The organism is Sedimentisphaera salicampi (assembly GCF_002117005.1).
Taxonomy (GTDB): Bacteria; Planctomycetota; Phycisphaerae; order Sedimentisphaerales; family Sedimentisphaeraceae; genus Sedimentisphaera; species Sedimentisphaera salicampi.
The window spans coordinates 834027-852936 of record NZ_CP021023.1 but is presented as its reverse complement, the minus strand read 5'-3'; the positions used below and the strand labels follow the sequence as shown (position 1 = coordinate 852936).

9 protein-coding genes are annotated in these 18910 nt (G+C 45.2%); 8 read left to right on the top strand and 1 reads right to left on the bottom strand.

Translation table 11 applies throughout. The features are described from left to right. Positions 1 to 41: 41 nt before the first annotated feature. The 8 genes from STSP1_RS03150 to STSP1_RS03115 all read left to right on the top strand — a co-directional run bounded on the left by STSP1_RS03150 (position 42) and on the right by STSP1_RS03115 (position 17346). Positions 42 to 860 carry a type II secretion system protein gene (locus tag STSP1_RS03150; RefSeq protein ID WP_161491583.1) on the top strand — a complete coding sequence of 273 codons (819 nt, stop codon included), beginning with the start codon at positions 42 to 44 and terminating at the stop codon, positions 858 to 860. Positions 861 to 1028: 168 nt separating this feature from the next. Beyond that, the gene (locus STSP1_RS03145; protein ID WP_085754956.1) at positions 1029 to 3872 is read left to right on the top strand and encodes a LamG-like jellyroll fold domain-containing protein; all 2844 of its coding nucleotides are present in this window, start codon (positions 1029 to 1031) and stop codon (positions 3870 to 3872) included. Between the two features lie 12 nt (positions 3873 to 3884). Continuing rightward, positions 3885 to 6740, top strand: a complete 2856-nt coding sequence (locus STSP1_RS03140) for a LamG-like jellyroll fold domain-containing protein (RefSeq protein WP_161491582.1) — start codon at positions 3885 to 3887, stop codon at positions 6738 to 6740. A gap of 225 nt (positions 6741 to 6965) precedes the next feature. Then, positions 6966 to 10322 (top strand): GH116 family glycosyl-hydrolase, encoded by a 3357-nt coding sequence (locus tag STSP1_RS03135; RefSeq protein WP_085754954.1) that lies wholly within the window; start codon positions 6966 to 6968, stop codon positions 10320 to 10322. 109 nt (positions 10323 to 10431) lie between these two features. Further along, complete coding sequence (locus STSP1_RS03130; protein ID WP_085754953.1) at positions 10432 to 12639, top strand: hypothetical protein; 2208 nt, start codon at positions 10432 to 10434, stop codon at positions 12637 to 12639. A gap of 36 nt (positions 12640 to 12675) precedes the next feature. Then, positions 12676 to 14979, top strand: coding sequence for a GH92 family glycosyl hydrolase (locus STSP1_RS03125; RefSeq protein ID WP_085754952.1), 2304 nt, complete (start codon positions 12676 to 12678; stop codon positions 14977 to 14979). 71 nt (positions 14980 to 15050) lie between these two features. Next, positions 15051 to 16226 (top strand): MFS transporter, encoded by a 1176-nt coding sequence (locus tag STSP1_RS03120; RefSeq protein WP_085754653.1) that lies wholly within the window; start codon positions 15051 to 15053, stop codon positions 16224 to 16226. A gap of 16 nt (positions 16227 to 16242) precedes the next feature. Continuing rightward, positions 16243 to 17346, top strand: a complete 1104-nt coding sequence (locus STSP1_RS03115; RefSeq protein ID WP_085754951.1) for an ROK family protein — start codon at positions 16243 to 16245, stop codon at positions 17344 to 17346. 258 nt (positions 17347 to 17604) lie between these two features. Here STSP1_RS03115 and STSP1_RS03110 read toward each other — a convergent pair whose 3' ends face one another. After that, a complete protein-coding gene (locus STSP1_RS03110; RefSeq protein WP_161491581.1) occupies positions 17605 to 18900 on the bottom strand; it encodes a DUF4340 domain-containing protein in 1296 nt (431 codons plus the stop codon). Positions 18901 to 18910 lie beyond the last annotated feature (10 nt).

Here is an 18910-nt window from a genome sequence, read left to right as displayed (position 1 = left end):
ATCGGTCATTGACAAAATTGATAACAGTAGAAAGAATGCAAATGAAAAATAAATATGTTAAATTAAACAGCGCTTTTACGCTAATCGAATTGTTGGTGGTCATTTCCATTATCGCTTTGCTTATGGCTATTCTTATGCCTGCATTATCACAGGCAAGGCAAATGGCAAAAACGCTTGTATGTGAAAGCAATATACGTGGTTTGAACGTTGCTTGGCATACATACGCCTCTGACAACGACAGCAAAATTCCAGGGGCAAACGTGTACAATCCAAAAGAGCAGGAGTGGATACAGACCAATAAATGGGACTGGGCGTGGGCTCCTTGGAACAGTGAAGGCCAAAGGGGCGGCGGGGCAATAATCGACAGCCCAACTATTGAGCATCGCAAGGAAGGTATTCGGCTTGGAAGCCTCTTTCCTTACACAGAAAGCGTGGACCTTTATCACTGTCCTTCCGATAAATCAGGCAATTTCAGAACATATTCTATCCCCGACTCTCTCAATGGAACTTTAGACTGGGGTTGGACTCACCTCGAGCGAACAGTCCAGATTTCTTCGCCAAGCACAACCTATAATTTTGTTGGAGAGTATGACGGCCGCAACTTCAATCGCGGCTCTTGGGCACTCGGCCCATATAAACAAAGATGGCAAGACCAAACCTGGCATGATCCGATCTCCGTCTGGCACAGAGGCAATACTAATTTTGGTTATGTGGACGGTCATGTTGAAACTAGGAAATTGAGCGATGAAACCGTTGAGGCATTTGAACGTCTCAGGGCGCATCCGGGGACATTTACTCCAGTAACTGATGAAGGTAAAGCGGATATGAAGTATATGCATGACGGTTGGCCTGAACCCTAATAAAGAGTCATAAAATAATACTCGGGCCGCTTCCTTGGCGGCCAGAGTTAGAAGAAATTTATTAACGTAAACAAAATCTTGAAAATGTTTTTCAGGAATTAGACATTCCCTGTCAGCCTTCTGGCACAATATCTTGCAGTTAAACCTCACGGCAATTAGGATTAATTTATGGCATTAAAAAAGCAAGCGGTTATAGCAGTTCTCCTTATGTATCAGTTTGGCGGAGCCGCTGTTGCCGGCGAGGATTGGGTAGGCGGTGATACTGCAACTAATCTGATTCTTAACGGCAGCGCTGAAAATGATTTTTATGGTTGGAATCATTCCTATGGGGTGAGTATAGTTAATGACGGCACCGAAGGAGTTCAGTGTTTTGAGCTAAAACGCAACTTCTCAGACCGTTACCAAGATCTTCTCAGCGATGAGATAAACGTTACTGGCTGCGGGGAAATAATGATTCGATTTGCCATCATGGCAATGGATGGGGCAAGCAGCGATGCGCAAGTTGATGTTCGCTTTTCCAGCCATAATGAATTTTTAGGGCAGGAGCAATTCGCACTTGATGCCGGAATTACTGAATGGACTTATGTTTCGCATATAGTTCCAGTGGAGGAAGGTGCTGATGTTGTGGATGTCCGGTTCATGATTGATGAATCAACCGAGGGAACTTTTCGCGTTGATGATATAGCTGTTTATCGAGCCCCTATAGATTTTGGCATTGCCCCTCCCGACCACCTCTATGTGATTGATTTTCATTCTCAGTATCTAAATGATGCCAAACGAATAGCCCTTACTTCGTTGCAGGGGATTTTGGCACAGAATAAGCCTGAGTTGTATTTTATAGATGGAGGCGGAAGGTATCAAATGTATCTGGATGACTTGAAAAACAGATACGGCATAACTACCACCAGGAATGACTACTTATCTTTTTACCTTGATCAATATAAAGATGACCTTGCCGGCTACGTGCTTTATGATTTCCAAGACAGCGACTCGTTCAGCGCAGCTATGTCTTTGACTGGGGTGCTGAGGGCTGTTCCTCTGGATGTTTCGCTTGAAAGCGATGTAAATAGAAGATGGCCGGAGCTGCAAAAGCTTGTCGACTGCAGAGGCAAAACAGAGCAATGGGTTTATCAAAATTATTGGCACAGGCTCAACCATAATGCAATAACGATTCAGGATACCGATGAGAGCAGCAGAAAGTTTTTCCTTCGGGATTTGGGAGCAGCTTCCAAAGCAATTTCATGGTGGAACATCGATTACTCTGCAACCCAGCAGGTGTTTGAATCAATGAATCCTAATTCCTCTGTTTGGGGTTGGGATAATCCGGCAGCCCCTGGCGAATTGAGCGCAGTAGATTTTCACAGCCAGAACAGCCTTTTTCAGGTACCAGCAGACTGGATGCTTAACCTTTCTACATTTGCCGGAATGGCCTCTTATGAACCGGAAATAGAATTGAAACAGCCTGCGGGCGATAAGGAGTATGAAAAGAAATCTGATGTTCACCATGTTGCTTTTATGATGAGCGATATGGACAATATCAACGTCGTGTTTCATCCGCTCTCAAAATGGTTCGACCCACAGTATTTCGGTCAGTTTCCAATGGGCTGGGGCATGCAGGCTTCTATGGCTGAAGTAGGCCCTTCTGTGATGGATTGGTGGTACCGTAAAGCCAATGAGAAAAATTCCTTCTCTGCATATTCAGGACAGGGATATATGTACCCTTCCAAATTTCCCGAGCTTGATGGGTATTCAACCGTGCTTAATAGTTATATGAAAAAGGGAGACCTTGAGTCGCTGGTTATTTTAGACAATTATTCCGATGGATGGGATAAACCTCTAACATTCAGCGGTTACAAGGATTTTGCAGGCAACTACACCCGCTTTGACAATTTAAAAGGTTTGTTCTATGTAGATGTTGCAGGGGATTATGCCCGCTATGACGGTGATATGCTGTGGTTTGACGGCAAGCCTATGGTAACCACCAGATTTACTTTATGGGATTCACCTCAGTATGATGGTCTTAGCCGAACGGGTGAACAATTGGCAAACAGTATCAATCAGTTAGCGGCAGATTCTACCAGTGAGGAAGGTTATAGTTTTGTTATAGTCCACGCATGGAGTTATGGTCTTGAGGAGGTGCATAATGCTATTCAGGATTTTGATGATAACGTCAGGGTTGTAACACCCGATGAAATGATAGATCAATTGTATTTTAACACAAAAGCAGCATACTGGCCGCTTGAATTAGACACTGAAAACCGCTTTGCAGATAATCATTCTTACGAAAAGTTCGGCAGTCCCGAATTTACTTCTGAGGGCGAAGCCAAAAGAGGTATTAGTGCAATACGCTTTGACGGCGATGATGACAGCATAGACTTTGGCAATCAAGCAGGCTCATCCGAATGGCTCACAGCTGCCTTCTGGATGAAATCCAGAAGACTGCAGCTTCAGGTTCCCGTTGATAAATTGCCTAACGATAACAGCGGCACCGGCTGGAATGTTAAATTGCGTGAGACCGGTGAGATATGGTTCCGCGTTGGCAGTGAATCCAATCATCAAACCATTATGGCAGCAAACGGCTATTCGCCGGGTGAGTGGGTGCATGTCGCCTGTACACTGAATGAAAACGAAGGTCGGCTTTATATAAATGGCGAGCTTGCTGCAGAACGAACTGATATCGTTCATTCGCCAGCGAATACCTCTGTGCCGATTCGAATTGGCAAACCCGCAGAAGCTGCGGTTGAGGAAGCTTTCTTTGGAATACTTGACGATGTGGTCATATACGGCAGACCTCTTTCCCACGAAGAAATTAGATCTCTTATGAATGATGGCCCATGTTCTCCGTATCTTAAGGGTGATTTGAATAAAGACTGCCGGGTGGATGAAACTGATCTCTTTCAGTTTGGGGAAAGCTGGCTTGAAAAAGGCGAAGGGATTTCTGCAGATTTTGACCAAAATCAAAGCGTTGACCTCAGGGATTTTCCTTATTTCTCTGAAGGCTGGGGGAAGTAAGAAATGCTCCGTATGTCTATAATGTTGAAGATAAAATTGGCAATAATGCTTTTGATCCTGTGTCTGGCTGGAAATTTTGCAGTCGGAGATTCGGAATGGACTGGGGGCGATACATCCACCAATCTGGTTCTTAACAGTGGCTCTGAAAACGATTTTTACGGCTGGTATTCTTCTGAAGGTGTCAGTATCAGCAATGATGGTATTGACGGTTCAAAGTGTTTTTATCTTGAACGTCAAAGCTTTGCTGGTAATACAGGTCTTCGCTGTCATTGGGTCAGTGTAACCGGTTCTGGACAGATGCAGGTTCGTTATGCCTATAAAGCCATACCCGGTGCAACTGGCGATGCGAAAGTCCAGATACGTTTTTTTGATTATAATGATAATTATTTGGGACAGGATGAATTTGTGCTGGACGCTGATAATACAGACTGGACTTATGTTTCCCATATGGTTAAAGTCAAACGGGGAGCAAATAAGATGGACCTCCATTTTGTGATAGATCAGCCGGTTGAGGGTGCTTATTGTATAGATAATGCAGCTGCTCATCGCGCTCCTCTGGATTTCAATTTTTCTGCCCCTGACCATCTCTATGTAATTGATTATCATTCTCCTGACCTGAGCGAAGTTGAGCGGGTGGCACTTATAACGCTTCAGGGTATTCTGGCTCAAACAAAACCCGAAATATACTTCTTAGACTATGAAGATGGAAGATATGCCCTTTATTTAGATGATATGAAAAACAGGTACGACATAACTACAACAAGAAGAAATAATTTTTCTTTTTATATAAATGAGTATAAAGATAACGTTAAAGGCTATATACTTTATGACATTGACAACAGTGATTCTTTCAGTGTCGCTATGTCATTGGCGGGGGTGCTTAAAGCCATCCCTTTGGATGTCTCACTTGAAAGCGATATAAATCGCAGATGGCCGGAGCTGCAAAAGGTGATGGACTGTAGAGGTAAAACAGAGCAGTGGCTTTATGATAATTATTGGGATCGGTTTAACCATAATGCTATTATAATGCATCATACGGATATGCATGAAAAACCTTTTCTACGAGACTGGGGCGCAGCTATCAAAGCGATGTCTTGGTGGAACGATGATTATTCGATTACCGAGCAAGTGATTGATTCACTGCACGATAATTCATCAGTCTGGGGATGGGGCAATCCTGCTCTGGATGCAGGGGAATTGAACATGGTAGACTTTGTCAGCAGCAAAAACGTGTTTCAGGTTCCAAGCAATCATATGCTCAATCTTCCAACATTTGCCGGAATGGCATCATACGAACCGGAAATAGAACTTGAGCAGCCTATCAGTGATAAGGAATTTGAAAAACGGTCTGATGTTCATCATGTGGCTTTTATGATGAGTGATATGGATAATATCAATGTATTGTTTCGTCCACCTTCTGGATGGTTGGATTCAGAATATTTTGGTCAGTTTCCAATGGGCTGGGGAATGCCGGGTGCTATGGCCGAAATCGCCCCAACTGTTATAGATTGGTGGTATCGAAATGTACCGGAGACCGACTCTTTTTCTGTACAAGGTGGTCTAGGATATATGTATCCCTCAAAGTTTTCAGCTCTGGATGCGTATTCAACTGTACTCAATGGTTACATGAAGAATGCAGATATTGACACGCTGGTAATTCCAGATAATTACTCGGACGGTTGGGATAAACCTTTAACCTACAGCAGCTACAAGCAATATGCGAATAAATTCACCCGTTTCGATAATTTGTCAGGTTTGTTCTATGTAGATGTTGCAGGGGATTATGCCCGCTATGACGGTGATATGCTGTGGTTTGACGGCAAGCCTATGGTAACCACCAGATTTACTTTATGGGATTCGCCTCAGTATGATGGTCTCAGCCGAACGGGTGAACAATTGGCAAACAGTATCAATCAGTTAGCGGCAGATTCTACCAGTGAGGAAGGTTATAGTTTTGTTATAGTCCACGCATGGAGTTATGGTCTTGAGGAGGTGCATAATGCTATTCAGGATTTTGATGATAACGTCAGGGTTGTAACACCCGATGAAATGATAGATCAATTGTATTTTAACACAAAAGCAGCATACTGGCCGCTTGAATTAGACACTGAAAACCGCTTTGCAGATAATCATTCTTACGAAAAGTTCGGCAGTCCCGAATTTACTTCTGAGGGCGAAGCCAAAAGAGGTATTAGTGCAATACGCTTTGACGGCGATGATGACAGCATAGACTTTGGCAATCAAGCAGGCTCATCCGAATGGCTCACAGCTGCCTTCTGGATGAAATCCAGAAGACTGCAGCTTCAGGTTCCCGTTGATAAATTGCCTAACGATAACAGCGGCACCGGCTGGAATGTTAAATTGCGTGAGACCGGTGAGATATGGTTCCGCGTTGGCAGTGAATCCAATCATCAAACCATTATGGCAGCAAACGGCTATTCGCCGGGTGAGTGGGTGCATGTCGCCTGTACACTGAATGAAAACGAAGGTCGGCTTTATATAAATGGCGAGCTTGCTGCAGAACGAACTGATATCGTTCATTCGCCAGCGAATACCTCTGTGCCGATTCGAATTGGCAAACCCGCAGAAGCTGCGGTTGAGGAAGCTTTCTTTGGAATACTTGACGATGTGGTCATATACGGCAGACCTCTTTCCCACGAAGAAATTAGATCTCTTATGAATGATGGCCCCTGTTCACCGTATCTTAAGGGTGATTTGAATAAAGACTGCCGGGTGGACGAAACTGATCTCTTTCAGTTTGGAAAAAGCTGGCTTGAAAAAGGCGAAGGGATTTCTGCAGATTTTGACCAAAATCAAAGCGTTGATCTCAGAGATTTTCCTTATTTCTCTGAAGGCTGGCAAAAATAATTGCTGCAGAATTTTTAGTCTGCGTTTGCAGGCTGTTTGAATTGTTCAAAATAAGTTTTGCTGATTAGTAATTGTAAAATCAGCATTTTCGTTAATAAATGAGTGATAAATTTTAACTGGCTTAGGGTTTGCGATGAGAATTGATTAAAGCTGAGCTCTTTTATGCTAAGGAGCATCATTTTAATTGCTTAAATTTATCCAGACCGTATCTATTAGGAGCAAATTATGAAAGTAAAAAGATTAGCGTGTTTTATTGTTGTCAGTATTCTCGGAGCTGCTGCTTTGGCTGAAGAAATTGACTACGGTGCAGACGAAGTTAATGCGATGCAGGAACGAAGAGATATGGTTAAAGTGGGGAAGTCCGATTATGACTATCTGGCTTTGAAGAATCACAAAGGTCCCAGTGGTGTGCCGCTCGGCGGTATCGGTACAGGTTGCTTTGATATTGCTCCAAACGGAGCTTTCACTCGTATCGCTCTGAATAATACTCACGAAGCAGGAGTGTTGAAAGATGTGCAGGGCAGTTTCCTGGCTTACTGGAACGGAGAAGATGCAAAACTCCTGCAGCTCAATAGCGTTGCCGGTATGGATACGGTGGACAACGTTACCTATAAAGGGCTTTTTCCCACAATCAAATGCGATTACGGCAATGGTGTTACACTCAACGCTTACTCCGGCCTTATTCCCCATAACATCAAAGATTCCTCGCTGCCTGTTGCTTGGCTTGATGTTACTGTGAAAAATATCACTGGCAAAGACAGTGATTTCAGTGTTGCATTTTCTTGGGAAGACATTATCGCAAGAGGAATCTCTGACTACGCTGACCCATCTATATTCAATCAAGTTAGCAATAATGCTTGGGGGCTGAATACAGTAAAAGACCAGCACCCCGAAAAAGGCTTACAGCCTATGGAAAAGCCGCAAACCCGCGTTGCCCCCCTGAAAGTGGGCAGTTTCTCAGGGCTCTTGCAGTATTCAAAAAAGCTTAAGCCATCAAAAATGACCTACCAGAACTATAACAACAAAACAGCAATTCTTGCTGAAAAAACTTCAGGTGCTGAAATAACCTTTCTTCCCGAATGGAAAGTTGATAATCCTCAAACGTGGAAATCTTTTGTAAAGTCAGGCGAGTTTGATCCTGATATGAGCCAGCCTCTCTCCTCGCATGGCGAAGGAGCTGCTGCTTCCGCTGTTGCTATAAAAACGCATCTTAAGGCTGGCGAATCCAAAACAGTCCGTTTTATGCTGGCATGGTTCGCTCCCGAATACCGAATTGACCGTGAAAAAGCCGATCCAGTTACTTATTTCGGTTCGGCTGATTACTGCCGGTATTACCATAACTATTTCGATAATATTAAAGAGCTTGTTTCCTATGCAGCAAAAAATCGCTCGAGAATTCTCAGGAAATCACGTGAGTGGCATAAACCGGTTCTCGATTCAACTATGCCGGATTGGCTCAAATTCAAGCTGATAAACAGCGGCTACGTTATTTATACAAACTCTATTCTCAACAAAGCTGGAGATTTCACCGTGATGGAGGGTATGATGGGCGGATTGGCTGGTACTATGGACCAGCGCATGAGTTCGCATCCGTTCTTCCAAAAATTCTTCACAGAAATAGACCGTTCTGAAATGGAGCTGTTCGGCCATACGCCCGGTTCGATGGACCAAATTCTCCACTTCGACGGCCACTACTACATCGGTATTGCCTCCAGAGACGGCCAAACTCCAACCCCAGAGGGCTGGATGCTTGATAATTCCGGCAGTTGGCTCGTGCAGCTTGCAAAAGAATATCAGCAGACAGGAGATTTAGAATACATAGCCCAGTTCCGCGATGAGATTAAGGGTGCGGTTGCTTTCCTGAAAGAAAGAATGCTCTACGACTTGGAGATACCCGTTGGCTACACTACCTATGACGATTTCTGGCATCCGGAGATTTATTCATACACCGCAACAACTTATCCGGTTTTCATGGATGCCGCAGCGGTTCTTTTTGATGCCCTGGACGAGAATCAGCTTGCTCAAGAATGCCGATATCAGAAGGAAAGAAGTGTTCAGGATGCTGTTAATTATTTGTGGAACGGTGAGTATTTTGCCTATGGATGCGATCCTGACGGCACGAACCGCCTTGATGATGTGATGTTCAGCGGGCAGTTGGCGGGGCAGTTCGTTTCCCGTTATTGTCAGTGGAACGAGAATTTCCCTGTTGAGATGGTCAAATCTTCAATTATCGCCCAGCTGAAAACAAATGTCGGTAATTCGGTTGATTATTATGCACCTAAAGTATGGGATATTCCAGCCAAGCAGGCCGAACAGGGCGATTACGGCAAGTCAACCTGCTGGCCGTTTTATCTTGAAAGCTATACTGCTATGGCCGCAATACAGGCAGGATTTTTGCAGGATGGTCTGGACATCATGAAACACATCCAGCTTGTGCATCTGCGCAACGGCTGGACATGGACGCAAAATCTATGGCAGCCGGATGAGGTTACTTATATGACAGCTCCGGTAACATGGTTTGTAACAGATGTGCTTGCTGGAGCGGGCGTTGATGTTACAAAAAACACTTTGTATCTTGCTCCAGTTTCAATGGAAAAGCAAGGCAAGGTGAAGTTGCCCCTGTTCTATCCTAAATTCTGGGCTGTTGTAACGCTTGATAAAAATAACAAAACTGCGAGCCTCAAAGTAACCAAAACCTTTGGCGAAGAGAAATATAAAATCGATCGCTTAATCTGTCGTCCTGTCGGAAAATCATTTGCTCAGCAGAAGGTTTTTGATATTAGCCCTGTAACTCTCAAGGCCGGCAAAACTATCGACTTATCTGAGTTTTATAATGCAATGACAGATGCCGAAATACATGAACCTATTCTCGACAAAATTGAAATAGTTCCGTTTAAGGAATATAAGCCCGCAAAATCATTGAAGTATCCCGAGATAAAATCAGCTCAAGACTTCTTTGTTGACAGCGTTGAAGTAAGTCTCGAATCTGAGAAGGGCGATATATTCTATACACTTGATGGATCTGACCCGCAAACTGATGGAAAAGAATACACGACTCCGTTCAAAATAGACACCGAGACAACGGTTCTTGCTATTGCTTCCAGCGACGGTTTGTACAGTCCTGTCCAAAGCAAGACCTTTACCAAGGCCGAGCCCCTTGCTCCGGATCTTGAGAAACCTGTCCGATTCAGATATCAGCTTTATAAGGGGTATTTCCAGAAACTTCCGGACTTTGCATCTCTTGAGCCCGTTAAAAGCGGTATTGCAGTTGACAGCAATGTAAAAAGGTTCAGATTTAATGACAATTTTGCAGTTCTTTATAAGGGCTCCTTAACTGTTGAAAAAGATGGTGTTTATACTTTCAGCATTCGTTCAGATGATGGTTCTCGCCTAACTGTGGGCGGTAAAGTATTGGATAATGACGGCGTGCATGACGCTGCAGATACGAAAACCATGACTGTTCCTCTAACTAAAGGTATCTACTCGGTCAAGGTAGAGTATTTTGAGAACGAGGGCGGAGAACTGCTTGAGGTTAAGTGGAAGCCTTCCGGTTCTGATTCAAGAGAAGTTCCGATTTTTTAATCTGAAGGGCTTGTGCTAAAACTGTTCCGCAGTAAGATATGCCGTTTTGCAAAACTGCGAACGTAAAGACGTATAATGTATATACATAACTCGCTAAAAGGTGAATTTGATGAAGAACTGTACAATATTGATTGCAGGCATGGTTTTATCGGTCTGCTCCTTATACAGCTATGCGGATAACGATGTGAGGCTTGTAACAGACCGAAGCCTTGAGTTGACGGGATTTCAGGACAGCAGGCCGTATTCTCCTGAATGCGATTTCCGAAATGATTTTGCAATGGTTTATGGTGCTTCCCGATCCGATCTCATTGATGATTTGCAGTCTTGGAAGCAGAAGAATTATCTCCCGCACCTGATGACGGGAATAGCGTGGGGGCAGTACTCGGACTTCAGGGATTTTGAGGGCAGCTCAATTATGTCTCTCTCTCAAGTTCATGCTGATGGTTCGCAAAAGCTCCACGGACATATGAATCCTTACATTGTCCCCTCAATCGAGTTTGCAGACTATATTACCGAAAAGCTTAAAGCTGCAATTGATGCAGGAGTTTTAGCTATACACCTGGAGGAGCCGGAATTTTGGGCTTATACAGGGTTTTCTGAAAAGTTTCAGAAGGAATGGAAGCTTTATTACGATGAACCTTTTACCCGCCCGGACTCGTCCATCAATGCTCAATACAAGGCAAGTCAGCTGAAATATTACCTTTACACACGAACCATTCGGCGTGTAGCTGAGGCCTGCAAGGATTACGCCCTTAGAAAACACAATAGAGAATTGAGGATCTATGTTCCAACTCACAGCCTCATTAACTATACCCATTGGAATATTGTTTCTCCCCAGTCTTCTCTGATCGATTCGGACGTTATAGACGGCTGTATTGCTCAGGTCTGGACGGGTACTTCCAGAACTCCGAATGTTTACGAGGGCAAACGGGCAGAACGCACTTTTGAAACTGCTTTTCTGGAATATGGAGTTATGCAGGAACTAGTTCGCAATACTGATCGGCGTTTGTGGTTTCTTCACGATCCAATCGAGGATAATTCAGGCTATGGCTGGGACGATTACAAATATAATTATAAAGCAACATTGATTGCTTCGCTGCTCCAGCCCCATATATGGCGTTATGAAATATGTCCTTGGCCGCATAGAGTCTTTAAAAGAAGTTATCCCAGAGGCTCAGAAAACGCCAAACCGATACCTGATGATTATGCAGCCACGCTCTGCACAGTCTTTAACCAGCTTCGAGATATGCGTCAGGAAGAGATTGAATGGGTAAATGCAGCTCATGGGATCGGAGTTTTGATTGCTGATTCGGCTATGTTCCAAAGAGCAGAGCCCGTTTTCCGTGAGGCAGCAGAGAATAAGGACAACCCCAAAAGGGCCAGCGAATCAGAAATTGAGGATTTCTCTGGTTTTTACGGTTTGACGCTTCCGCTTCTAAAACACGGAATACCTGTTCAGACCGTTCAGCTGGATAATACAGTAAGGTTTGCCAATTACCTCAAGGACTATAAGGTTCTTGTTCTCAGCTACGAATTTATGAAGCCGCAGACACCTGCTGTTAATCAGGCCTTGGCCGAGTGGACTGCCCAGGGCGGGGTGTTGGTTTATGTGGGAGCTGATGAAGACCCGTTCAATAATGTCTCTGAATGGTGGAATAAGGGCGATAATAACTATGCCTCACCGTCCAAGCATTTACTGGAACTGTTGGGCATAATGCCTGATGCAGAAGCAGGGAATTACGGCTTTGGAGAGGGAAGGGTTTTCTTGGCGCGTAAGCACCCCGCCTACTACAGCCGCTCTGAATCAGCTGCTGATGAATATCGCTCAATTTTGATAAAGGCAGCTAATGCAGCGGGCATGCAGTTTAATCGAAATAATTACCTCCAGCTTAATCGCGGGCCTTATGTAATAGCGGCATGCTTAGAAGATTCAATAAGTGATAAGCCGCTTGAGCTCGAGGGATTGTTTGTCGATCTGTTAGAAAGCCACCTGCCTGTGAAGAAAAAAGTATCAGTAAGGCCCGGCCAGCGCATTTGGCTCATGGATTTGAAAAAACTTAAGAAGAATAAAGCCCAGCCAATAGCCTCTGCAGCGAGGATTGAGAGCTGGGAAAAACTTGACGATGGCATTCAATTAAAACTGTCTGCTCCAAGAGATGTAGAAATTGTTTCCCGAATTCGTTTGCCTGAAAAGCCGGCAAGAATGCTTATAGATAATAAAAAGTTTGCTGATTTTTCATGGCATAAAGAGAGCAAAACCTTATTTTTCAAATCGCCTGCTTTTGAAGAAATTCAAAGCGTCAATATTTTTTGGTAAGAACTCAAAGAGATTCGTAAAATTGGAGAAATCTAAATGAATATAATTTATAAATACGTTGCATTATCGCTCCTAATCGCTTTTTTTGTTTGTACTCCGGTAATGGCTGAAGAAAGTCAATCGCCCTTGGATTATGTAAATCCGCTGGTAGGCTCTGATTCTGCATTCGAATTTTCCAACGGCAACACTTATCCTGCGATAGCGCTTCCTTGGGGCATGAATTTCTGGACCCCTGTAACCAACACCGACCAGAACAACGGCTGGTGCTACAACTACGACGACTACAAGATCTGCGGCTTCAAGCAGACCCATCAGCCTAGCCCTTGGATCAACGATTATGCCCGCTTTGCACTGATGCCGGTAGTCGGTGAGCTTTCAGTTAGGACAGAAGAACGCTCAAGCTGGTTTTCTCATAAGGCCGAAACGGTAAAACCGCATTACTACAAGGCTTATCTGGCAGATTATGATGTTACCGCCGAGATCACTCCTTCCGAAAGGGCGGCTCAATTTCGCTTTACATTCCCCGAATCAGATGAATCCTACGTATTGCTGGATGCCTTCAATCAGGGCTCATACGTAAAGATAATCCCCGAAAAGCGAATGATCAAAGGTTACTGCCGCAACAACAGCGGGGGCGTACCTGATAACTTCCACAACTACTTCGCAGCGGTTTTCGACAAGGATTTTGAAGAGGTTTCAACTTGGAGCGACTGGAACATCAGGAAGGGCAGCAGTGAAGAGAAGGGCAAGCACGTCGGTGCAGCAGTCCGGTTTAAGACCATCAAGGGCGAGCCTGTGAACGTTAAAGTGGCCTCTTCGTTTATCAGTCCTGAGCAGGCAGAGCTCAATCTCAAACGAGAAATAGGCAATGAAACTTTCTCTCAGACCCGCTCCAAAGCTAAAGATATTTGGAATTCCCAGCTAAACAGGATCAAGGTTAAAGGCGGCACTGAAAAGCAATTCGGCAATTTCTATACAGCCCTTTACCGCACTCTTCTTTTTCCGAGGAAGTTCTATGAATTCGATGAAGACGGCGAGATGGTTCATTACAGCCCTTATAACGGGAAGGTGCTTCCCGGCTATATGTTCACAGACAACGGCTTCTGGGATACATTCCGCGCAGTCTTCCCGTTTTTCACAGTAATGTACCCTGAGCTCAACGCTGATATTATGAAAGGCCTTGTAAACACCTACAAGGAGAGCGGCTGGCTTCCGGAATGGGCAAGCCCGGGGCACAGAGACTGCATGGTGGGCTCTAATTCTGCTTCGATAATCGCAAATACCTACCTCAGCGGAATCAGAGGCTACGATATTGAAACCCTTTACGAGGCTATTCTGAAAAATTCCGAAAACCAGCATCCGAATCTCTCATCGGTAGGCCGGCTCGGCGTTGACTATTACAACGAAAAGGGTTATATTCCCTGCGATGTCGGAGTAAATGAAAGCATCGCCCGCACTCTGGAATACAGCTATGCGGATTATACAATTTGGAAGCTTGCAAAGGCTCTGGACAAGCCGAAAGAGCATATTGAACGTTTCCGCAAGAGGGCTCAGTTCTACAGAAACGTTTTTGATGAAAGCACAAACTTTATGAGAGGCAAAAAAGAAAGCGGCAAATGGCAGTCTCCATTCGTACCGGAGAAGTGGGGCGGAGTTTTCACAGAAGGCTCAGCCTGGCATTATACGTGGTCTGTCTTCCAGGACCCTCAGGGGCTTATGAACCTGATGGGCGGAAAGAAAGCGTTCACAGAGAAGCTTGATTCTGTTTTCTCAACGCCTCCGAAATACGACGCTTCTTATTACGGCTTCCCGATACACGAGATCATAGAGATGACCGTTGTAGATATGGGGCAGTACGCCCACGGCAATCAGCCGATCCAGCATATGATTTACCTGTACAACTATGCAGGCCAGCCTTGGAAGGCTCAGAAATGGATCAGAGAGGTTATGGACAGGCTCTACCAGCCCACCCCCGACGGTCTTTGCGGGGATGAGGATAACGGCCAGACCTCAGCGTGGTATGTATTCTCAGCTCTCGGCTTTTATCCAGTATGCCCTGGTTCAGGTGAGTTTGTGATAGGAAGCCCGATTTTTGAAGAGGCTGAGATGAAGCTCGAAAACGGAAATACTTTCACTGTGGAAGCGGAAGATAACTGCAAAGATAATATCTATATCGAAACCGCCCGTTTGAACGGCAAGCCGTATTCGAAGACTTATCTGAATTATGAAGATATCCAAAACGGCGGAAGAGTATCCTTCGATATGTCAGATAAACCAAACAAAGACTGGGGAGATGATCCTTCCGATGCTCCTTACTCAATGTCTAAAGAATTGGAGTAAGAGCAGAGGCAGGCTTTAGAGTGTTAATGTACAAATCGCAATGACTGGTTAATTAAACGAAAGGAAGAACCGTGAGAATCCAAACAATTCCAATACTTTTTGTATTTCTGATGATGGGCGTTGCAGATGCAATGGGCCCGATGTCTGAGGCAGTAAGGGAGAATTACGAGCTCAGCAACGTAACAGCAACCCTTCTATCGTTCTTTGTATTTATAGCGTTCGCTGTTTTCAGTGTACCTGGCGGTCTTCTGGCAGCAAGAATCGGCAAGAAAAGGCTTCTCCTTCTCGGCCTTGGCCTCAATGCAGCAGCTATGCTGATACCCTGCCTAGTGGACCCTACATTTGCCGTTCTTCTCGGCTGCATTTTTGTTCTGGGGATTGGAACAACGTTCCTTCAGGTAGCCGGAAATCCGATTATGCACGATGTGAGCGCTGAAGGCAAATACGGCCGCAATCTCAGCTTCGCTCAGGGCTTCAAGGGAATCGGAAGCTCAGTTTCCTCATATCTGGTAACGGCTGTTGCAGGTTTTGCGATATTCAAAACACTTGGCTGGAGAGGCGTATTCCCGATTTTCTTCGTGCTTATGGCAGCAGCTTTTATTTGGGTTTGCACTATCAAAGTAAACGAGACAAAGGCAGACGTTCCACCAAGCCTGAAGTCCGGCCTTGGTCTTTTGAAAAAGCCTGTTTACGCTTTAGCGGTTCTCGGGATCTTCCTTTATGTGGGCTCTGAGGTATGTATGGCAAGGTTCCTCCTTCCTCTTCTTGAAAAGATGGGGCTTGAAGAAACCACAGCCTCAAGATTCGGCCCTGCATTTTTCTTCCTTATGCTGACAGTCGGCCGTCTCGGCGGGGGTGCTGTATTGAACTTCCTCTCTCAGCGTACCTTCTTCAGGCTCTCAGCCCTGATGGGGCTTGCCGGCGGGTTGATACTAATGTTCGGTGCGGCGAAGATAGCAGTACTGGGCGTATTGCTTGCAGGCCTCGGATTTGCTAATATCTGGCCAATGCTCTTCTCAATTACAGTGGAGAAGGACCCAGCCCGCGGAAGCGAGCTCAGCGGCCTTATGTGTATGGCTATCTCCGGCGGGGCGCTCGTGCCGCTGGTTATGGGCAGTCTTGTTGATATGGAGCTCGGCACTAAAGCCTTTATCGTTCCTGTAATCTGCTTTGTGTATCTTCTGGTACTTTCCCTTGAGAAGGATAAGCCGAAGCAGATTGAACCAGAAGCAGTACCGAGTCCTTGATTAAATGAGGTGAGAGATGAATCCGACAAATGATAACAGAATTGTATTAACCCTTGATGCAGGGGGAACGAATTTCGTTTTCTCTGCGATGCAGGATATGAAGGAAATTGTTGAGCCGGTTAAACTGCCCGCCTTCGCAGAGGACCTTGATAAGAGCCTTGGTTCAATGGTGAAGGGTTTTTCTGAGGTGATCGAGAAGCTCCCTCAAAAACCGGCGGCAATCAGCTTTGCATTCCCCGGCCCTGCGGATTATCCCAACGGGATTATAGATAACGTAGGCAACCTGCCCGCTTATGCGGGCGGAATACCGCTTGGCAGCTACTTGGAAGAGAAATTCCAGATTCCCGTTTATATAAACAACGACGGGGATTTGTTTGTTTACGGCGAGGCTATCGCCGGATTCCTGCCTAAGGTAAACAGTATGCTTGAGAAGGCAGGCTCGCCAACACGCTTCAAGAATCTGTTCGGCATAACAATAGGAACAGGATTCGGAGCGGGGATAGTTTCGAACGGAGAGCTCTTTATAGGGGATAACTCCGCCGCCGGCGAGATATGGATCACAAGGAACAGTAAGTATCCTGAGTGCTTCGCTGAAGAGGGCGTGAGCATAAGGGCGGTAAAGAACAAGTATGCAGAGCTTGCTGGAATATCGCAGGAAAATGCCCCCGAGCCCAAGGATATTTACGAAATCGCAAACGGCACTCAAGAGGGCAATAAACAGGCTGCGCTGGATTCGTTTGCCGAGCTGGGCGAGATAGTAGGCGATTCTCTTGCCAATGCAATCACCCTGATTGATGGTATCATCGTAATAGGGGGCGGGCTTTCCGCTGCATACGATATGTTTATAGATGCAGCCCTGAAGCAGATGAACGGAACTATCAGCAGCTACGCCGGCGAGCCCCAGCCGAGAATCGTTCAGACAACCATAGATCTGGAGAGCGAAGAAGGGCGGAAGGAATTCATCGAAGGCAAGGTCAAGCAGCTGAAGATTCCCGGAAGCGATAAAGAAATCCCCTACGACGCTATGAAACGTATTGGAATCGGAAAGGCAGTGCTTGATACAAGCCAAGCCGTCTCAATAGGGGCATACGCCTATGCCTTGAGCCAGCTGGATAAATAATTAAGGCAGCTGCCCTGTTAACCCCGAAAAAAAGCATGGCCGGAAACTGTGCAGAACATTAAAAGACCCTCTTCTGAAATGTTCTTCTGTAATACATTTTAGCGTCCAATTCAAAGTTAGTCTTTAAATTGGACGTATATTTGCGATATATTTCTTTGTATTTAGCAGGGTTATTTATGTAGAAATTTTGAAGCTAAAAAAGGGCGAACCAAAAGGAACGCCCTTTATTATTTTAGAGGTTTCTGTAATTATTGAGGTTTATTCGGATTCTTCGGCCGTCTGATTATTGTCATTGCCTTCGGTCTGTTTATCGTTTTGCTCTGCGCTGCCTTTCTTTTTCTGCTGCTCGGCGGGTTTGCTTTCGCCGTTTTCAGAAGGCTCTTTTTCCGATGTTTGCTCAGCAGATTGCTTTGCAGCAGGCCCCTCCGTGCTGTCCTGTGATTTCTCTTCAGCAGTGGCTTTTTCAGCGGTTTGGCCTTGAGCATCTTCAACCTTCTCTGTCGGCTTTTCTTCCGGAATCTTTTCTATGAGGTCGTCGAAGTGCTTTGTGAGGTTTTTAGCGTTCCAAGACGGGAGTTTATATACCCAGCCTTCGTGGCGGTCATTGAATTTTGCTGCGGCTTCACGCTTAAGCAGGATCTCTTCCTTCTTCTTAAGCTCTTCTTCGCTTTCCACCTCATTCTTCTTTATCACTTTCTCTTTGTTTGTGAATTCAGCGGAGCATTTGGCCCAGTAGTCCTTGCCTTTCTTTGCAATTTCGAAGGTGTAAACCGTGGAATCATTCAGAAGGGATACATACTTATATTCAAAGTTAAGCTCTGTCATTTCCGAGGCCTTGGCAACGTCTGTGAAGTTCACCCTGCCCAGAGCATCAAGCACAGAATGGAAATCCGTTCCCTTGGTCTGCATGCCCTCAGGGATGCCTATCAGCTTTTTGCTGCCGTTTTCGTTTGTGATTTCGTAGCTGCCTTCAGGCGTCTTTACAGAAACCTTCTCAACATCAGTACCTTCTACCTTCACGATGTTTCTCTCAACATAGCTGTTTGCGCTGGTGCTTGCGAAGAAAGATTCCTCGGAGACATAAACATTGTTATCTGCGAACTTACGCACATAATTGCCAGAGCCCTTGTTCTTGCCCACAATCAGACCTGTAACAACCTTCCCGTCCGAAGCAAGGAACTGAATATTGTATCTTGCCTTGTCTTTTGTAACTTCAAGGTCTTCGAAATTGCTCGGGTTGGTTGTATAAACCTTGCCGATTTTAACATCGAGGCATTTGGAAATCATCTCGTTGAGCTTTGATACCTTCACAGGATATCCGCTAAGCGATTCCACATAATACTCGCCGTCTTCCTTGATGATCGATACCGGCTCGCCGGAGGAGCCTTTTATCGAAATCCCGGATACCATATCCATATCAAGCCCTTGGATAAGGTAAGTAATCTGATCGCTGTCCTCACGGCTCTGCCCGCCTGTAAACATAGACTGAGCTGTTACAAGAACAACTGCCGCAAGAGCTGCTATCGCAAGTATCGATAGTTTTTTATCTGTCATTACCATATAA